Consider the following 16318-nt stretch of genomic DNA (forward strand, 5'->3'; position numbering starts at 1 on the left):
GCCGGTAGCCCCCGGGGCGTCGGGACCGGATGGCGTGTCGGTCCCGGGAGCCGGCGCAGCCCATCGCTGGGCGCGGATGCGCAGTTCTCGCGCTGCTTCCTGCGCATCCGCGCACACCGTCGCCGGTGCGGACGCCGGGGCGCGCGGGGGAACGCGCGTCGTCCGCCGCCCGTTGCCCGGCCATGGAGCTGACCTGTCCCAAGTGCCACGGTCCGATGCGCACCTACGAGCGCAACGGGGTGCACGTCGACCAGTGCACGGAGTGCCGCGGCATCTTCCTCGACCGCGGTGAGCTCGAGCGGCTGATCGACGCCGAGACCGCGTGGCACGAGGGCGGCCGGTCCCCGCAGGCCGCGTCTCCCGGCGGGTCGGGGCACGACGCCGGCGGCCACGGGTCCGGCGGGTACGGCTCCGCCGGTGGCTATGGCTCTGCCGGCGGGCTCGGCGCGGTCGTCGGCGAGGTGCTCAGCCAGGTGCAGAAGAAGCAGTACTCCTCCTCCCACGGGCACAAGCGCAAGCAGTCGTTCCTGGGCGAGCTGTTCGGCTGAGGTCGCCGCGGGGCACGCTGGGAGGTGTGTTCGACGTCGACTGGATGGGCCAGCTCGGCCGGGAGGTGCTGCGGGAGCGGCTGCCCGCGCTGATCGCCGAGGCCTGCGCGTGGACGGTGGGGATGTCCGACCGGCCGCACCACGAGCGGCGGCGCGGCCGGCTGGGCGGGACCGGCGGGACGATCGGCGACCGCATCGCCCGCGGCCAGGCGTTGTCCGGTGAGGAGGACGGCCGGCTCGACCTCGGCGACGCCCGGCCGGGCAGCTTCCGCGACGTGCTCAACGCGGTGGACGCCGACGGGGTGGTGTACGCCGACCGGTTCGACCGCGAGGTGCTCGAGCCGTTCGTGCTGGCCACCTGCGTGCTGGCCGCCGAGCGGGCGCGGGCCACCCGGCGGGCGGAGTGGGCAGAACTGCTCGACGACCTCGGCGAGGACGGCCGCGACCTGGTCGGCGTCGTCCGGGCGGGGGAGTGGGAGGCGTCGCTGCGGACCGAGGCCGAGCACCTGGTGCTGGCCGCGCTGGCCGACGTCCCGCTGCTGGAGGCGGAGGCCGAGGGGCTGCCGCTGTCGCTGGTGCGGGCGGCCGAGGCGCTGACCCGGGAGGCCGCCGGCCCACCGCCGTCCGCGCCGGCGGGGGAGGACCCGGCCGCGTCGGGGGCGGTCTTCCTCGCCCGGGCCGCGCTCGCCGACCTCGACGAGCCGGTGCCGCCGGCGCAGGCCGACCGGGTGCTCACCGCGCTGCTGGCCGAGGGCATCGAGCCCGACGAGCTGCCCGCCGTCCTGCCGCACCTGCCGCTGGCGCCGGGCACCGCGGACGCCGTCCTGACCCTGCTCGACGCCGGCCGCTGACGGCGCTCTCCGCGGGAAGCGCCGGGGCTGGAGCGGCGCTTTCCGCGGAAATCGCCGGGGAGGTCAGAGCTCGAGCGGGAGGCCGGTGTAGTTCTCCGCGAGCTCGCGGGCGGCGGTGTCGGACGAGCACACCCGGCGCAGCTGGCTCAGCTGCAGCTCGGCGTCGAAGTCGTCGCCCGAGCGGTGCAGCATCGACGTCATCCACCAGGAGAAGTGGGTGCACCGCCAGACCCGGGCCAGCGCCCGGTCGGAGTAGGAGTCCACCAGGTCGGTCTGCTCCTCCTGCAGCAGCCGCACCAGCGCCTGGGCGAGCAGGGTGACGTCGGCGACGGCGAGGTTGAGGCCCTTGGCGCCGGTCGGCGGGACGATGTGCGCGGCGTCCCCGGCGAGGAACAGCCGGCCGCGGCGCATCGGGGCGCTGACGAACGAGCGCATCGGCAGGATCGACTTCTCGGTGACCGGGCCGGTGTTGACCGACCAGCCCTCGAGGGCGAACCGGCGGGCGAGGCCGTCCCAGATCCGGTCGTCGGACCAGTCCTCGATCCGCTCGGACGGGTCGACCTGCAGGTACAGCCGCGACACACTCGGCGAGCGCATCGAGTAGAGCGCGAAGCCCTCGGGGTGCCAGGCGTAGATGAGCTCGTCGGTGGCGGGTGCCGCGTCGGCCAGGATGCCCAGCCAGGCGTAGGGGTACGTGCGCTCCCACACCCGCCCGCCGGCCTCCTGCACGACGGCTCGGGAGGGGCCGTGGAAGCCGTCGGTGCCGGCGACCACGTCGCACTCGAGCACCTGCGGGACGCCGTCCGCGTCGGTGAACCGGATCCGCGGGCTGTGGCCGTCGACGTCCTCGGGGGAGACGTCGGAGACCTCGAACAGCAGCGGCGGGCCGCCGTCCAGCTGGGCCCGGATGAGGTCCTTGGTGACCTCGGTCTGCCCGTAGACCCACACGCTGCGGCCGCACAGCGCCGGGAAGTCCAGCGTGTGGCGCGCACCCGGGTGCTGCAGGTGGATGCCGGAGTGCTCCAGCCCCTCCCGGTGCAGCCGGTCGCCCACGCCGGCCGCGGTCAGCGTGTCGACCGTGTGCTGCTCGAGGATGCCGGCGCGGATCCGCGCCTCCACGTATTCACGCGACCGGTTCTCCAGCACGACGGAGTCGATGCCCTGCAGGTGCAGCAGCCGCGACAGCAGCAGGCCGGCCGGACCGGCGCCGATGATCCCCACCTGTGTGCGCACGCGGCCGAGTGTGACCGCCGCAATGCGGGCGTGGGAACCGCCGGCTCCCGCTCAGTGGAAGGTCTGCACCCGCGACAGCGCCCGCCCGATGCCGCGCGCCGCCACCTCCAGCACGGGCACCAGCCGCAGCAGGTCCCGGCGGTGGCTGGGGACGACGATGCCCAGCGCGGCCACGACGAGCGGTCCGGCCGGCCGCTCCAGGCACACCGGGACGGCGACCGACAGGGTGCCCAGCGACATCTCCTCGGCGGTCCGGGCGTACCCGCGCCGGCGGACCTCGGCGATCTCCCGGCGCAGCCGCCCGGGGTCGACGATGGTGTGCCGGGTCTCGCGGGTCGGCGCCCGCAGCACCGCCTCGGCGACGTCGTCGGGCGCGGCGGCCAGCAGCACCTTGCCGACCCCGGTGGCGTGCAGCGGCAGCCGACTGCCCACCTGGCTGACCACCGGCACCGAGACCCGGCCGGAGATGCGCTCGACGTAGAGCGCGCTGGGGCCCTCCCGGACGGCGAGGTGCACGGTGTCGCGGGTCGCGGTGTGCACGTCGAGCAGGAACGGGGCGGCCACCTGGCGCAGCTCGAGCTGCACGGGGGCGAGCAGCCCGAGGTCCCACAGCCGGCGGCCGATCTCGTAGCGGCCGTCGGGGCGGCGGTGCAGCGCGCCCCACTCGGTCAGCTCGCCGAGCAGCCGGTGGGTCGTCGACAGCGGCGTCCCGGAGCGCTCGGCGATCTCGGACAGCGTCAGCCGCGGGGCGGAGCCGTCGAAGGCCCCGAGCACGTCGAGGGCGCGCGAGGTGACCGACCGCCCGGCAGACCTGCCGCCTCCGGCCACGGCCGCCCCTTCCACTGGTCGGAAGTCCCGGCTTGGGCAGCGTAGCCCTGCGGCCCTACGGTCCTGGACATGACCGGAACCACATCGGAGGGCAGGCTGGTCCTGCCGCGCTACCTGCGCGAGGACGCCGCCCTGCGCACCCCCGTCGGCTTCCCCGACTACCGGAGCACCGCGTTGCGCGCGCCGCTGCGGACGCCGGTCGACCTGCCGCACCGGCTCACCGAGATCACCGGCCCGGTGCTCGGCGAGGACCGGGTGCAGCCCCACGACGCCGACCTGACGCTGCGCAACGGCGGCGAGGCGATCGGCCAGCGGATCCTCGTCTACGGCCGGGTGCTCGACAGCGACGGTCGCCCGGTCCCCGACGCGCTGGTCGAGGTGTGGCAGGCCAACGCCGCCGGCCGCTACCGGCACGTCGTCGACACCTGGCCCGCGCCGCTGGACCCGCACTTCGACGGCCTCGGGCGGGTGGTCACCGACGGCCTCGGCCGCTACGAGTTCATGACGATCAGGCCCGGCGCGTACCCGTGGGGCAACCACCACAACGCCTGGCGCCCCGCGCACATCCACTTCAGCCTGTTCGGCCGGGCCTTCACCCAGCGGCTGGTCACCCAGATGTACTTCCCCGACGACCCGCTGTTCGGCCAGGACCCGATCTTCAACGCCATCCCCGCCGCGGCGCGCCACCGGGCGATCAGCCGGTACTCCCTCGAGCGCACCCAGGACAACTGGGCGCTGGCCTTCGAGTGGGACATCGTCCTGCGCGGCACGGAGCAGACCCCGTTCGAGACCGACGACGACGGAGATGTCGCGTGATGACGGCCGAGGGAGCATCGCAGCGAGGCGGGAGCCGACAGGGAGTGAGCATCGCAGCGAGCGCCAGCGAGCGAGGAGCGGAGCGACCGCGGAGGCGACCGGTGGCATGGCGCGAGGAGCGGACCGGGGTGCGGAACCACGCTGGAGGTGTCGCGTGACGAGGAACCCGCTGGACGTCCCGCCGGACCCGGCCACGCCCTTCCAGCCGCGCTCCGGGCAGCGCGGCACCGGCTTCCTGACCGAGCCGTTCCGGCTGGGCACCACCCCGAGCGCGACGGTCGGCCCGTACCTGGCCATCGGCCTGACCTGGCCGGACGGCGCCTGGGCCGCTGCGGAGGGCACCGAGGGCGGCATCTGGATCCGCGGCCGGGTGTTCGACGGCGCGGGCGACCTCGTCCCCGACGCCATGATCGAGACCTGGCAGGCCGACCCGGACGGCCGCTTCCCGTCGCCCGAGGACCCGCGCGGCGCGTCGTCCCACCCCGGGTTCCGCGGCTACGCCCGCGTGCAGACGATCGACCCGCCGGGTGAGTTCGGCGTCTTCACCCTCAAGCCGGGCCGGGTGCCCGACGGTGAGGGCGGCCTGCAGGCACCGCACATCGACGTCTCCGTCTTCGCCCGCGGCATCCTCGACCGGGTGGTCACCCGCATCTACTTCGCCGACGAGGCGGAGGCCAACGCCGAGGACGTCGTCCTGAGGGGCCTGCCGGAGGACCGCCGGGAGACGCTGCTCGCCACCCCGACCGGCGACGGCTACCGCTTCGACGTCCACCTGCAGGGCGACCGGGAGACGGTGTTCTTCGCGGTATGACGCTGCTCTCCGGGACCTTCGCCCGCGGCGGGGCCGCGGCCGCCGTCTCCGACGACGCCTGGTTCCGGGCGTTGCTCGCCGTCGAGGCCGCGCTGGCCCGCGCCGCGGCCCGCACCGGGCTGGTGCCCACCACCGCGGCCGACGCCGTCACCGCCGCCTGCGCGCACCCCGAGCGGCTGGACCTCGCGACCGTGGTCGCGCGGGCCGCGGACGCCGGCAACCCCGTGCCGCCGCTGGTGCGGGCGCTGCAGGACGCGGTCGGCGAGCGCGACGCCGTCGCCGTGCACGTCGGCGCCACCAGCCAGGACGTGCTGGACACCGCGCTGCTGCTCCTGGCCCGGGACGCGATCGCCGCGGTCGACGCCGACCTGGCCGCCGCCGCGGAGACCGCCGCGGGGCTCGCGCGCACCCACCGGGACGACGTCCTGGCCGGCCGCACGCTGATGCAGCAGGCGCTGCCCACCACCTTCGGGCTCAAGGCCGCCGGCTGGCTGGCGGGGCTGGACGGCGCCCGGCTGCGGCTGGCCGAGGTCGTGGCCGCGCTGCCGGTGCAGTACGGCGGCGCGGTCGGCACGCTGGCCGCCAGCGGCGGGGCCGGCGTCGCGGTGCGGGCCGCGCTGGCCGAGGAGCTGCAGCTGACGGGCACCGCGGTCCCGTGGTTCACCGTCCGGCTGCCGGTCGCCGACCTCGCCGGGGCGCTGGGCGCCGCTGCAGGCGTGGTGGCCACCGTGGCCGTCGACGTCGTGCTGCTCGCCCAGACGGAGGTCGCCGAGGTGGCCGAGGTCGGCGAGGGGCGGGGCGGGTCGTCGGCGATGCCGCACAAGCGCAACCCGGTCGCCGCCATCTCCGCCCGGGCCTGCGCGCGCCGTGCGCCGGGGCTGGTCGCCACGCTGCTGTCGGCGATGGAGCAGGAGCACGAGCGGGCGGCCGGCGCCTGGCACAGCGAGTGGCCGACGCTGACCGAGCTGCTCACCACCGTGGGGTCGGCAGCCTCCTGGCTGGCCGAGAGCCTGCGCGGGCTGCGGCCGGACCCCGCACGCATGGCCGCCACCGCGGCGGCCGCCGCCGAGGGCCCGCTGGCCGGCGCGCTCGCCGAGGCGCTGGCCCCCGTGCTCGGGAAGGGCCCGGCGCACGACGCCGCGGCCGCCGCCGTCCGCGAGGCCCACGACAGCGGCCGGCCGCTCGCCGAGGTGGTCGCCGCCCGCACCGACGTCGACGTGCGCGCGGTGCTCGCCGCCGGTAGACCCGACGTCGGGGAGGCCGGCGCCCAGGTGGACGCCGCGCTCGTCGAGCACGCCGCACTCACGGAGGGACGCCAGTGACAGCCGTCGAGGTCTCGTACACCGAGGAGGGGCCGGCCGACGCGCCGGTCGTCGTCCTCTCCAACTCGCTCGGCGCCACCCGCGGCATGTGGGACCCGCAGGTGCCTGCGCTGGCCGAGCGGTACCGGGTGGTCACCTACGACACGCGCGGCCACGGCGAGTCGCCGGCCCCCGCGGGGCCGTACTCCCTCGACGACCTGGTGGACGACGTGGTGGCGCTGCTCGACCGGCTGGGGGTGCGGAAGGCGCACGTGGCCGGGCTGTCACTGGGCGGGATGACGGCGTTGCGGCTGGCCGCCCGCGAGCCCGCGCGCGTGGACCGGCTCGTCGCCCTGGCCACGTCGGCCAAGCCCGACCCGCAGGGCTTCCTCGACCGGGCCGCGGCGGCCCGCTCGGGCGGGACCGCCCCGCTGGCGCCGACGGTGGTGAGCCGCTGGCTGACGCCGGGCTACGCCGCCGAGCACCCGGACCTGGTGGCGCGGCTCGAGGCGATGATCGTCGCGGCGGACGACGAGGGCTACGCGCTGTGCTGCGAGGTCGTGGCGGCGGTCGACCTGCGGGAGGACCTGGGCCGGATCACCGCCCCGACGCTGGTCGTGTCGGGCGCCGAGGACCCCGCGCTGCCGCCGCCGCACCAGCAGGCCATCGCCGAGGGCATCGCGGGCGCCGCGCTGGTGTCGGTGAGCCCGGGCGCGCACCTGCCCAACCTCGAGCAGCCGCTGCAGGTCACCGGCGCGCTGCTGGGCCACCTGGACGCCGCGGGCGGGCACGCGTGACCGAGCTGCCCGGCACCGACGACGAGCGCCGGGCTCTGCACCCCGGCACGGACGACGAGCGCCGTGCTGCCGGCATGCGCACCCGGCGCGAGGTGCTCGGCGACGCCTGGGTCGACCGCGCGGTGGCCGGCACGACGCCGTTCACCGCCGACTTCCAGGACTTCATCACCCGCGTGGCGTGGGGTGACGTGTGGCAGCGGCCGGGCCTGTCCCGGCGCGACCGCAGCCTGATGACCCTGTCGATCACCATCGCGCTGCGGCACTGGGACGAGTTCGCGCTGCACGTGCGGGCCGCGAAGAACAACGGCCTCACCGACGAGGAGATCGCGGAGGTCATCCAGCACGCCGTGGTCTACGCCGGCGTGCCCGCGGCCAACCACGCGTTCAAGGTCGCCGCGCCGATCCTCGAGGACCTCCGCGGCGAGGGCTGACCGGCCTCACGCCGGGCGGCCGCGGCCCTCGCGCAGGTAGCGGACCAGCGCGTTCGTCGAGGAGTCCGCGTCGTACTCGGGCGCCGCCCCGCTCTGCAGCTTCGGCGCCAGCTGGTTGGCCATGACCTTGCCCAGCTCCACGCCCCACTGGTCGAAGGGGTTGATGCCCCACACGACGCCCTGGGTGAAGACCCGGTGCTCGTAGGTGGCGACCAGCTGGCCGAGCACCGAGGGCGTCAGCTCCGGCGCGACGATCGCGTTGGACGGGTGGTTGCCCGGCATCACCTTGTGCGGGACGACGTCCGGCGCCGTCCCGTCGGCGGCGACCTCCTCGGCCGTGCGGCCGAAGGCCAGCGCGCGCGGCTGAGCGAGGAAGTTGGCCAGGAACAGGTCGTGCATCCCGTCCAGGTCGTGGTTGGGCCGGGCGAAGCCGATGAAGTCCGCCGGCACCAGCACCGTGCCCTGGTGCAGCAGCTGGTAGAAGGCGTGCTGCCCGTTGGTGCCGGGCTCGCCCCACACGATCTCGCCGGTGGGGACGTCGACCGGTGCGCCGTCCAGCCGCACCGACTTGCCGTTGGATTCCATGCACAGCTGCTGCAGGTAGGCCGGGAACCGCGCCAGGTACTGGGAGTAGGGGAGCACCGCCTGGCTCTGGGCCCCGAAGAAGCCGACGTACCAGACCGAGATCAGCCCCAGCAGGGCCGGCAGGTTCTCGTCGTACGGCGCGGTGCGGAAGTGCTCGTCGACCGTGTGGAAGCCGTCGAGCAGCTCCCGGTACTGCTCCGGCCCGATCGCGACCATGAGGGACAGGCCGATCGCCGAGGTGAAGGAGTACCGGCCGCCGACCCAGTCCCAGAAGCCGAACATGTTGGCGGTGTCGATGCCGAACTCCGCCACCTTCTCGGCGTTGGTCGAGACGGCGACGAAGTGCTTCGCGACCGCCTTCTCGTCGCCGCCCAGCCCCTCCACCAACCAGCGGCGGGCCTCCTTCGCGTTGGTCAGCGTCTCCTGGGTGGTGAACGTCTTCGACGCGACGATGAACAGCGTGGTCGCCGGGTCGAGGTCGCGGGTGGCCTCGGCCAGGTCGGTCGGGTCGATGTTGGAGACGAACCGGAAGGTCAGGGACCGGTCCGAGTAGTCGCGCAGCGCCAGGTAGGCCATGGCCGGCCCGAGGTCCGAGCCGCCGATGCCGATGTTGACCACCGCGCGGATCCGCTGCCCGGTGTGCCCGGTCCACTCCCCGCCGCGCACCCGGTCGGCGAACTGCGCCATCCGGCCCAGCACCTCGTGCACGTCGTGCCGCACGTCCTGGCCGTCGACGTCCAGGCCACTGGTCCGCGGGTCGCGCAGCGCCACGTGCAGCACCGCCCGGTCCTCGGTGGTGTTGATGTGCTCGCCGCGGAACATCGCCTCGGTGCGCTCGCGCAGGCCCACGCCCTCGGCCAGCGCCGCGAGCAGCCGCACCGTCTCGCGGGTGAGGCGGTTCTTCGAGTAGTCGAGGTACAGGTCGCCCGCCTGCACGGTGAGGTCCGTGCCGCGGCCCGGGTCCTCGGCGAACAGGTCCCGCAGGTGCCGGTCCCGCACCTCCCGGTGGTGCTCGGTCAGTGCCTGCCACTCCGCGCTGTCCCGGACGCCCATGGACCCCTCCCGCTCCCGGCCGACGGATCGGCTGCCGACGCACCTACCCTGCCGGGAGGCGGCTCCCCGGGCGACCCGGGGTCGTGGCTCCCGCGACGAGAGGACGGACATGACGCTGCTGGACGACGGCGCGTGGCAGGGCAGGGTCTGGACCGGCGCCTGGACCGACGGGTCGGGTGGCACCTACGACGTCGTGGAGCCCGCGACCGGCGACGTCGTCGGCACGGTCGGGCGGGCCACCCCGGAGGACGTCGCCGCCGCCGCGGACCGGGCCGCCGAGGCCCAGCGGTCCTGGGCGGCGCTGCCGTTCGAGGACCGCGCCCGGGTGCTGCGCCGCGCCGGGGAGGTCCTCGAGGCGCACGCCGACGAGATCAAGGGGTGGCTGGCGCGGGAGACCGGCGCGATCCAGCCCTTCGGCGACTTCCAGGTGCACACCACCGCGGCCGAGTGCTACGAGGCCGCAGGCCTGCCCAGCCACCCGTACGGCGAGCTGCTGCGCACCGGGGCGCCCCGGCTGTCCTTCGCCCGCCGGGTGCCGGCCGGCGTCGTCGGCGTGATCGCGCCGTTCAACGTGCCGACCATCCTCGCCATCCGGGCGATCGCCCCGGCGCTGGCGCTCGGCAACGCCGTCGTCCTCAAGCCCGACCCGCGCACCGCCGTGTCCGGCGGGGTGCTGTTCGCCCGGGTCTTCGAGGAGGCCGGGCTGCCGGCCGGCGTCCTGCAGGTGCTGCCCGGCGGTGCGGACGTCGGCGAGGCGCTGGTGACCGCCCCGCCGGTGCGGGTCATCGCCTTCACCGGCTCGACGAGGGCCGGCCGCGCGGTCGGCGCCCTGGCCGGCCAGCACCTCAAGCGGGCGCACCTGGAGCTGGGCGGCAACTCCGCGCTCATCGTGCTGCCCGACGTGGACGTGGTGGCGGCGGCGTCCGTGGGGGCCTGGGGGACCTTCGCCCACCAGGGCCAGATCTGCATGGCCACCAGCCGGCACCTGGTGCACGAGTCGATCGCCGAGGAGTACACGCAGGTCCTCACCGAGAAGGTCGCGAAGCTGCCGGTCGGGGACCCGTTCCGGGAGGAGGTCGCGCTCGGTCCGCTCATCGACGCCGGCCAGCGCGACCGGGTGCACGGCCTGGTGCTCGACAGCGTCGAGGCGGGTGCGACCGTGCGCACCGGCGGCGAGTACACCGGCCTGTTCTACCGGCCCACCGTGCTCGGCGACGTGCCGGTCGAGGCGCCCGCGTACCGGGAGGAGATCTTCGGCCCGGTCGCCCCGGTGACCCCGTTCCGGAGCCTCGACGAGGTGGCGGAGCTGGCCCGCGGCACGGAGTACGGGCTCTCGCTGGGCATCCTCACCCGCGACGTCTACGCCGGTCTGCAGCTGGCCGAGCGGATCCCGTCGGGCTTGGTGCACATCAACGACCAGACCGTCAACGACGAGGCCGTGGCCCCGTTCGGCGGGGTCGGGGCGTCGGGCACCGGGTCCCGGCACGGCGGTCCGCAGGCCAACATCGAGGCGTTCACCGAGACCCAGTGGGTGACCCTCCGCGGCGACCTGCCCGGCTACCCCTTCTAGCGCCGCGTCACGCATCGCCGTCCTGGGAGGCGGTCCCAGGAACAGCGGTTCGACGGAGGGGCGACCCGCGCAGCTCGTGGGGAGAGCTGCCCGAGCCTGCCGACCAACTGATTCGGCTTCACCGCCTCGTACCCACGGTCGCACGGCCAGGGCGCATGACACGGGGTTCCTGAGTGCCCGTGGCCGATCCGGCCGGAACCGACCGCATGTGCTCGCTCTTCGCCGCTGTCGCCGAGCAGTTGGACGTTGGTCGGCGACCCCAGGCTGAAGCTCGTGCCGGACGCGTCATCCAGGCTGCGGCTCCTCGGTCGTAAGCGTATGCCGGAACACCTCCTCGTTCATGGCTCCTACCGAATAGTGGAAGTGCTTCAGGCTCAGCGTTCCCGCGTCGACAACTGCGATCAGCGTCACCCGCATCGGGATCTCGGCACCGTCCCCGAGGTGCAGGACAGGGCGGTCGACCGACCAGACGACATCACCGTGCCCGTGGATGCGCGGATCGTCGGCCACCAGTCGAATTCCGACTGTGCTCGTCTCTCGCACCTGCGCGGTCACCGTGCTGGTGATTGCGCTTCGACCCTCCCACCATTCGTCGGGGTCGGAGCCGATGCCGATGACGTCGTCAGCCGAGCGGGAGGTCCAAACAGTCGGATCTCCGCTGGCAAAGGTGCCGTAGAGCTGGTACACGAGCGCGCGCATCTCGTCGACCACCGTCATCATGCACCTCCGAATCCCCGAGGCGTCCCTGTACTTCCATATTGCTGTTCTTCATCCGCGCCCTGGCCGCCGTCAGGCGGAAGCCGCCCGCCGGCACGTCCTCCCGTCGGCGAACGACCCGGCCCGGACCCGCCCTCGGTGACGATCGGGGGCCAGTTCATCCCCGTCGCCGGGGGCATCGGGCGGTGGCTCGGCGCGCGGTGCGTCCTGCCACGGTCGCCGGGCTTCTCCACAGACTCCACCGAGGCGACGTGGCTGCAATGCCTCCAGCCGGCGCAAGTGTCCGCGTGTCCCTGATCGGTTCACCATGGGTACGCGATGGGCCTCCCGCCCGCGTCCATGACAACGCAAAGCGGACGGCGCCCCCACCGACTCGGCACCGGGTTCCGCCACCTGACGGATCAGAAACTCCATCCCAGCCGCTGGCTCAACTGCCCTCGCGGACGGGAACGATCTCGTCCGCCTCCAAACCGTGCGCCTCGCGGTGGACCGTGGCAGCGGTCTCTGCGTCGGGGGCCTCCACCAAGCAGAACACCTTGCCCGAGTCCTCATCGAACCAGTAGCGCTGATAAGTGACGCCGTACTTCTCCTGAACCTCCAGATCGCGCTGGTGCGCACCCGCCACGGCCTCGGGGGTCAGCCCCTCGACCCGGTTGTGAATGTCCATGAACAGAGGCATCAGGGCCTCCTCGAACGCGCCGCTCAAGCGACTCGTACTGTGTCGACCGGACGACCCACTATTCTGCCACCAGCGTCGCGAGTCCTGAAAGCCTTGCCGCGCGTGCGGGTCCTAGGGCGACATCGAACAGGATCGATCCCATCGGCCTCCAACTCATCGATCTCCATCCCATGGACATCCATTCCATGTGCGTCCATTCCATGGCCTCGCATTTCATCGGCCCCGAACGAGCGCGGTCATCTACTGCCACGGCTGAAACCATTGACCTTCGAGTATCGGGCGACGACAGTCCAGTGGACCGGACGATCCCGCCCCGCGCCGCAGGGCATCCGACCGCTGACGCTGTGCGGGACACAGTCCGGTCATCTCAGGTCGTTGATGTCCGTGAGAGGAGGACCAGGCGATGCCCAGCATCGAAACCAAGAACATGGACCACCCCGATGAGACCCGGACCCCGGAGAAGACCAGCATGAGCGTCGTCCACCTGGGCGACGCCACTGTGGGCCGCTACACCCTTCAACCGGGTTGGAAGTGGTCGGACTGCATCAAGCCGGTGGTCGGCGGAGACAGTTGCCAGGCTGCACACCTGGGATTTCTCATGTCAGGCAAGGTCCACATCGCCGCCACCGACGGCACTGAGGCCGACCTCGCGGCGGGTGACGTCTACCGTCTCGAGCCAGGCCACGACGCCTGGGTCGTAGGCGATGAACCGGCCGTGGCGTTGGAGTTCGAGAGCAAGACGGCCGAGACGTACGCCAAGCGTTGACCCAGCGCCCCACGGCACGTTCGGTCTGGATTGCGACCTGGCCGAGGTGGTGTCGCCGCCTCGGCCAGCCCGGTGGAAGTTGACCGAGCGGTATTCGCCCCTGAGAGGGCCGCTGAGGCTGGACACCGCCGGCCGCGGCATGAGATGTGGCATCCCAGGCTCCCAGGTCCACCCGAGTGACCGGTCATCGGCTGGTCGCCGTGTTGGTTCGTCGACATGGCGACCAGCCGACACGACGACGAGCCGATTCGGGCCCCTCCGGGGCTGGAAGGGGGCCGTCCTGGGCGGTGGGGTCGTCGGCGCCGGTCGCCGGCGGCCGACGCCGAGGACCGGGCAGCCGCAGTCCTGATCGCGGTGATCGGGGTAGCCGACGGGGGCGAGGGCAGCCAACTGCCCGGGGGTGGCGGTGGCCAGCAGCGGGCCGGTGGCGTCGGTGAGCACGAAAGCGAGTGACCGTTCCCGGGGGCGCGCAGGCCCAGGGCTCCGATGCGGGCCACTAGCAGGCGGACGTGGGCGAACACACGTCCGGGGTCTGACAGTTCCGGGCCTGTGAGCAGGGCATCCGCCGCATGGGGGTCGGATGCGCTCAGCGGCTGACCTCCTGAGCGCGGACCGCGCCCGCCGGGGTCTCGGTCACCATCCGCGGCTGCCCGGCGTACACCCCGGCCACGAGCTGGAGCACCTGCAGCACCGCCAGCACGACCAGACCCGCCCGCCAGCCGCCGGTCGCGTCGTGGAGCAGGCCGACGGCCAGCGGCCCGGCCGCGGCCAGCAGGTAGCCGACGCTCTGCGCGGCCGCCGACAGCCGGCCGGTCTGGGCGACGTCGCGGGTGCGGACCAGCACCAGGGTCAGCGCCAGCGGGAACGCCGTCCCCGTGCCCAGGCCCCACAGCACCGCCCACACCGCCGGAGCGGCCGTCGGCGCGACGAGCAACCCGAGGATCCCGGCGGTCGACAGCAGGGTGGCACCGACCACCCACGCCACCTGGGACCGCTGCCGCGCGGCCAGGGGCGGGACGACGAGCGCGCAGGGCGCGCCGAACGCGGCCGCGGCGGCCACCAGCCCCCCGGCGGTGACCGCGGACGTGCCGGCGTCGTCCTCGAGGACATCGGCCAGCCACGTGAGCATCACGTAGAAGGCCAGCGACTGGAGGCCGAAGAACAGCGTCACGGCCAGCGCCACGCGGTCCCGGAGGACGGCGACGACCGGGAGCCGGGCCGCGGGGGGACCGGCCGCGGGGCCGCGGCGCCGGGCCAGCAGGGTCATCGCGGGGATCGCCAGCAGCACCGGCGCGACCCACAGGGTGAGCCCGGCGACCGCGCTCCCGGTCGCCGTGGTCAGCGGCTGGGCCAGGCCCGCGCCGAGGCTCGCCGAGAACCCCATCGTCGCGGTCGTCGCGCCCAGCACCGGGGCTGCCCGGGACCCGTACACCGCGCGGGCGGCGGCCGGGACCAGGACGTTGCCCACCGCGATCCCGGCCGACAGCAGCACGGTGCCCGCGTACAGCCCCCACGTGCCGGCGGCGCGGAGGGCGATCCCGACGGCGAGCACGAGCAGACCGGCCAGGACGGCGCGCTGGACGCCGAGGCGCGCGGCCAGCGCCGGCGCGACGGGCGAGACCAGGCCGAAGCAGACGAGGGGGAGCGCGGGCAGCACCGACAGCGCGGCCTGCGGGACGGACAGCTCGTCGCCCAGCTCGCCGAGCACCGGTCCGACGGCGGAGAACGGCGCGCGCAGGCAGAGCGCGGCCAGCACCAGGGCGGCGGCGGGTGCGAGGACCACCCACCAGCGGCGCGGGGAGCCGGTCGGGGTCGCCGGGTCGGCGGTCTGCACGCGCGTTCCTCCACGGGTCGGGGACGGCTCATCGTCGCGCAGCGCCGGCCGGCCGCCCCTGGCGGTGGTCGACCGCGGGGGACTCGGGGGTGCGGGGCGGCACACCAGGGCGACGACGGCGCGCGCGAGGCCGCCCGCAGGCGGCGGTCACGTCGTCGTGGCCGACGTCAGGAGCCGATGAGGACGACCGGGTGGCACTCCGGCTCCTCCGCCGGCTCCGGGGTCACACCCGGCCCCGGAGGAGGCGGCGGAAGTAGATCCGGGGGAGGACGTAGCGGTCGAGGAACCAGGTCGCGCGGCGGGGCGTGAACGGGTCGAGGAGCGGCACCGACGGCGTCGGCCGGCCGTCGCGGTCGACCTCGGTCAGCACCAGCTTCCGGCGGCTCACGGTGATCGGCATGACCGTGTATCCGTCGTACCGCTGCATCGTCCCCCCGCTCCGCGCGGCGGCGATGTTGCGGGCCAGGACGTCGACCTGGGGCCGCAGCGCCCCGCCCGAGGGGCGGGTCGCCACGTCCGCGGCGTCGCCGAGGGCCCAGACCGCCTCGTGCCGGCGGTGCCGCAGGGTGCACGGGTCGATGTCGACGAGGCCCGGCGCCGCGTCGACGGCGAGACCGCCGTCCGCGATCCACCCCGGGGCCCGGTAGTGGGGGACCGCGTGCGCGAAGGCGACGTCCTCGAGCAGCCGCCGTCCGGTGCGCGACGCGACCGTGACGGCGTGGACGTCCCAGTCCACGCGCTCGATGCGGGCCTCGCGGAGCACCTCGACGCCGTAGGAGGCGAGGGCGCGTTCCAGCACCTCGTCGGCCCTCGGCACGCCCGTCGCGGACCGCTCCGGCAGGACGAGCCGGACCTGGAGGTCGTGGAGGACGCCGGCGCGCCGCCAGTGGTCGCACGCCATGAACAGCGGCTTGAGCGCGGTCGGACCGCAGGACGCGGGCTCCGGTGGCACCGTGAAGACCACGGACCCGCCTCGCAGCGACGTCAGCCTCGGCCACACCTGCGGTGCGGCGCCCGGGACGTACGTGGAGGCGGCCCACCCGTCGGCGTACGCCGACTGCAGTCCCGGCGTGGCCGCCCAGTCCTCCACCAGGCCGGGGCAGAGCACGAGGGTCGAGCAGTGCAGCGTGCGCCCGCCGCGCGTGCGCACGGTCATGGCGGTCGGATCGACCGCCTCGACGCTGTCACGGATCCACGCGCACCCGTCCGGGACGACGTCGCGCATGGGGCGTTCCAGGTCCGCCACCGCCGCCTGCCCGGCGCCGACGTAGTTCAGCAGCGGCTTGTACCGGTGCACCGGCTGCGGGGCCACGATGGCGACGTCCGGAGCGCCGTCGCGGACCAGCCGCGCACCCAGGGAGATGCCGGCGTTGCCGCCGCCGACGACCAGCACCTCGTGACGGTCCATGTCCCCTCCCCGCAGTGCGTCGACGTCGAACACCCTCGTCCCGGACGCTAGCGGCTGCCCCGCGTGGCCACCGGACGGCGGAACGAGGGT

The 16318-nt window shown here is 74.5% G+C and carries 16 protein-coding genes; 9 read left to right on the plus strand and 7 right to left on the minus strand.

Annotated features, from left to right (window positions below):
• Positions 1 to 182: 182 nt before the first annotated feature.
• Together ACI78Z_RS09440 and ACI78Z_RS09445 are read left to right on the plus strand one after the other, a co-directional pair.
• On the plus strand, positions 183 to 548 hold the full coding sequence (locus ACI78Z_RS09440; RefSeq protein ID WP_457036271.1) for a TFIIB-type zinc ribbon-containing protein: 366 nt from the start codon (positions 183 to 185) through the stop codon (positions 546 to 548).
• A gap of 26 nt (positions 549 to 574) precedes the next feature.
• Positions 575 to 1399 carry a hypothetical protein gene (locus ACI78Z_RS09445; RefSeq protein ID WP_457036272.1) on the plus strand — a complete coding sequence of 275 codons (825 nt, stop codon included), beginning with the start codon at positions 575 to 577 and terminating at the stop codon, positions 1397 to 1399.
• A 63-nt stretch (positions 1400 to 1462) separates the two neighbouring features.
• Here ACI78Z_RS09445 and ACI78Z_RS09450 read toward each other — a convergent pair whose 3' ends face one another.
• On the minus strand, positions 1463 to 2632 hold the full coding sequence (locus ACI78Z_RS09450) for a 4-hydroxybenzoate 3-monooxygenase (RefSeq protein ID WP_457036273.1): 1170 nt from the start codon (positions 2630 to 2632) through the stop codon (positions 1463 to 1465).
• A 51-nt stretch (positions 2633 to 2683) separates the two neighbouring features.
• Positions 2684 to 3460: an IclR family transcriptional regulator gene (locus ACI78Z_RS09455; protein WP_457036274.1), complete on the minus strand. Its 777-nt coding sequence runs from the start codon at positions 3458 to 3460 to the stop codon at positions 2684 to 2686.
• A 69-nt stretch (positions 3461 to 3529) separates the two neighbouring features.
• On the opposite strand from ACI78Z_RS09455, the gene pcaH reads away from it, so the two are divergent.
• From pcaH to pcaC, 5 genes are all read left to right on the plus strand, one after another.
• Entirely contained in the window at positions 3530 to 4276 is a 747-nt protein-coding gene (gene pcaH / locus ACI78Z_RS09460; protein ID WP_457036275.1) for a protocatechuate 3,4-dioxygenase subunit beta, read from the plus strand.
• A 154-nt stretch (positions 4277 to 4430) separates the two neighbouring features.
• On the plus strand, positions 4431 to 5087 hold the full coding sequence (gene pcaG / locus ACI78Z_RS09465) for a protocatechuate 3,4-dioxygenase subunit alpha (RefSeq protein WP_457036276.1): 657 nt from the start codon (positions 4431 to 4433) through the stop codon (positions 5085 to 5087).
• Positions 5084 to 6409 (plus strand): 3-carboxy-cis,cis-muconate cycloisomerase, encoded by a 1326-nt coding sequence (pcaB, locus tag ACI78Z_RS09470; RefSeq protein ID WP_457036277.1) that lies wholly within the window; start codon positions 5084 to 5086, stop codon positions 6407 to 6409. Before pcaG ends, pcaB begins: the two co-directional genes overlap by 4 nt.
• The gene (gene pcaD / locus ACI78Z_RS09475; RefSeq protein WP_457036278.1) at positions 6406 to 7185 is read left to right on the plus strand and encodes a 3-oxoadipate enol-lactonase; all 780 of its coding nucleotides are present in this window, start codon (positions 6406 to 6408) and stop codon (positions 7183 to 7185) included. Before pcaB ends, pcaD begins: the two co-directional genes overlap by 4 nt.
• Complete coding sequence (gene pcaC / locus ACI78Z_RS09480; RefSeq protein WP_457036279.1) at positions 7182 to 7616, plus strand: 4-carboxymuconolactone decarboxylase; 435 nt, start codon at positions 7182 to 7184, stop codon at positions 7614 to 7616. Before pcaD ends, pcaC begins: the two co-directional genes overlap by 4 nt.
• A gap of 6 nt (positions 7617 to 7622) precedes the next feature.
• Here pcaC and pgi read toward each other — a convergent pair whose 3' ends face one another.
• Complete coding sequence (gene pgi / locus ACI78Z_RS09485) at positions 7623 to 9254, minus strand: glucose-6-phosphate isomerase (RefSeq protein ID WP_457036280.1); 1632 nt, start codon at positions 9252 to 9254, stop codon at positions 7623 to 7625.
• Between the two features lie 109 nt (positions 9255 to 9363).
• Here pgi and ACI78Z_RS09490 point away from each other — a divergent pair, with 109 nt between their 5' ends.
• A complete protein-coding gene (locus tag ACI78Z_RS09490; RefSeq protein WP_457036281.1) occupies positions 9364 to 10824 on the plus strand; it encodes a benzaldehyde dehydrogenase in 1461 nt (486 codons plus the stop codon).
• Between the two features lie 285 nt (positions 10825 to 11109).
• Here ACI78Z_RS09490 and ACI78Z_RS09495 read toward each other — a convergent pair whose 3' ends face one another.
• On the minus strand, positions 11110 to 11541 hold the full coding sequence (locus ACI78Z_RS09495) for a nuclear transport factor 2 family protein (protein ID WP_457036282.1): 432 nt from the start codon (positions 11539 to 11541) through the stop codon (positions 11110 to 11112).
• Between the two features lie 427 nt (positions 11542 to 11968).
• Entirely contained in the window at positions 11969 to 12220 is a 252-nt protein-coding gene (locus ACI78Z_RS09500; RefSeq protein WP_457036283.1) for a DUF4242 domain-containing protein, read from the minus strand.
• A 403-nt stretch (positions 12221 to 12623) separates the two neighbouring features.
• Between ACI78Z_RS09500 and ACI78Z_RS09505 the strand changes: the two genes are divergently transcribed.
• Entirely contained in the window at positions 12624 to 12986 is a 363-nt protein-coding gene (locus tag ACI78Z_RS09505) for a cupin domain-containing protein (RefSeq protein WP_457036284.1), read from the plus strand.
• Positions 12987 to 13572: 586 nt separating this feature from the next.
• Here ACI78Z_RS09505 and ACI78Z_RS09510 read toward each other — a convergent pair.
• Positions 13573 to 14820 carry an MFS transporter gene (locus tag ACI78Z_RS09510; protein ID WP_457036285.1) on the minus strand — a complete coding sequence of 416 codons (1248 nt, stop codon included), beginning with the start codon at positions 14818 to 14820 and terminating at the stop codon, positions 13573 to 13575.
• 223 nt (positions 14821 to 15043) lie between these two features.
• Positions 15044 to 16228 carry an NAD(P)/FAD-dependent oxidoreductase gene (locus ACI78Z_RS09515; protein WP_457036286.1) on the minus strand — a complete coding sequence of 395 codons (1185 nt, stop codon included), beginning with the start codon at positions 16226 to 16228 and terminating at the stop codon, positions 15044 to 15046.
• Positions 16229 to 16318 lie beyond the last annotated feature (90 nt).

This window comes from Geodermatophilus sp. SYSU D01176 (assembly GCF_054050015.1).

Coding starts and splice junctions, on each gene's coding strand:
- ACI78Z_RS09440 (WP_457036271.1), top strand. CDS start 183: ATGGAGCTGACCTGTCCCAAGTGCCACGGTCCGATGCGCACCTACGAG.
- pcaH (WP_457036275.1), top strand. CDS start 3,530: ATGACCGGAACCACATCGGAGGGCAGGCTGGTCCTGCCGCGCTACCTG.
- pcaB (WP_457036277.1), top strand. CDS start 5,084: ATGACGCTGCTCTCCGGGACCTTCGCCCGCGGCGGGGCCGCGGCCGCC.
- pgi (WP_457036280.1), bottom strand. CDS start 9,254: ATGGGCGTCCGGGACAGCGCGGAGTGGCAGGCACTGACCGAGCACCAC.
- ACI78Z_RS09490 (WP_457036281.1), top strand. CDS start 9,364: ATGACGCTGCTGGACGACGGCGCGTGGCAGGGCAGGGTCTGGACCGGC.
- ACI78Z_RS09495 (WP_457036282.1), bottom strand. CDS start 11,541: ATGACGGTGGTCGACGAGATGCGCGCGCTCGTGTACCAGCTCTACGGC.
- ACI78Z_RS09500 (WP_457036283.1), bottom strand. CDS start 12,220: ATGCCTCTGTTCATGGACATTCACAACCGGGTCGAGGGGCTGACCCCC.
- ACI78Z_RS09505 (WP_457036284.1), top strand. CDS start 12,624: ATGCCCAGCATCGAAACCAAGAACATGGACCACCCCGATGAGACCCGG.
- ACI78Z_RS09515 (WP_457036286.1), bottom strand. CDS start 16,228: ATGGACCGTCACGAGGTGCTGGTCGTCGGCGGCGGCAACGCCGGCATC.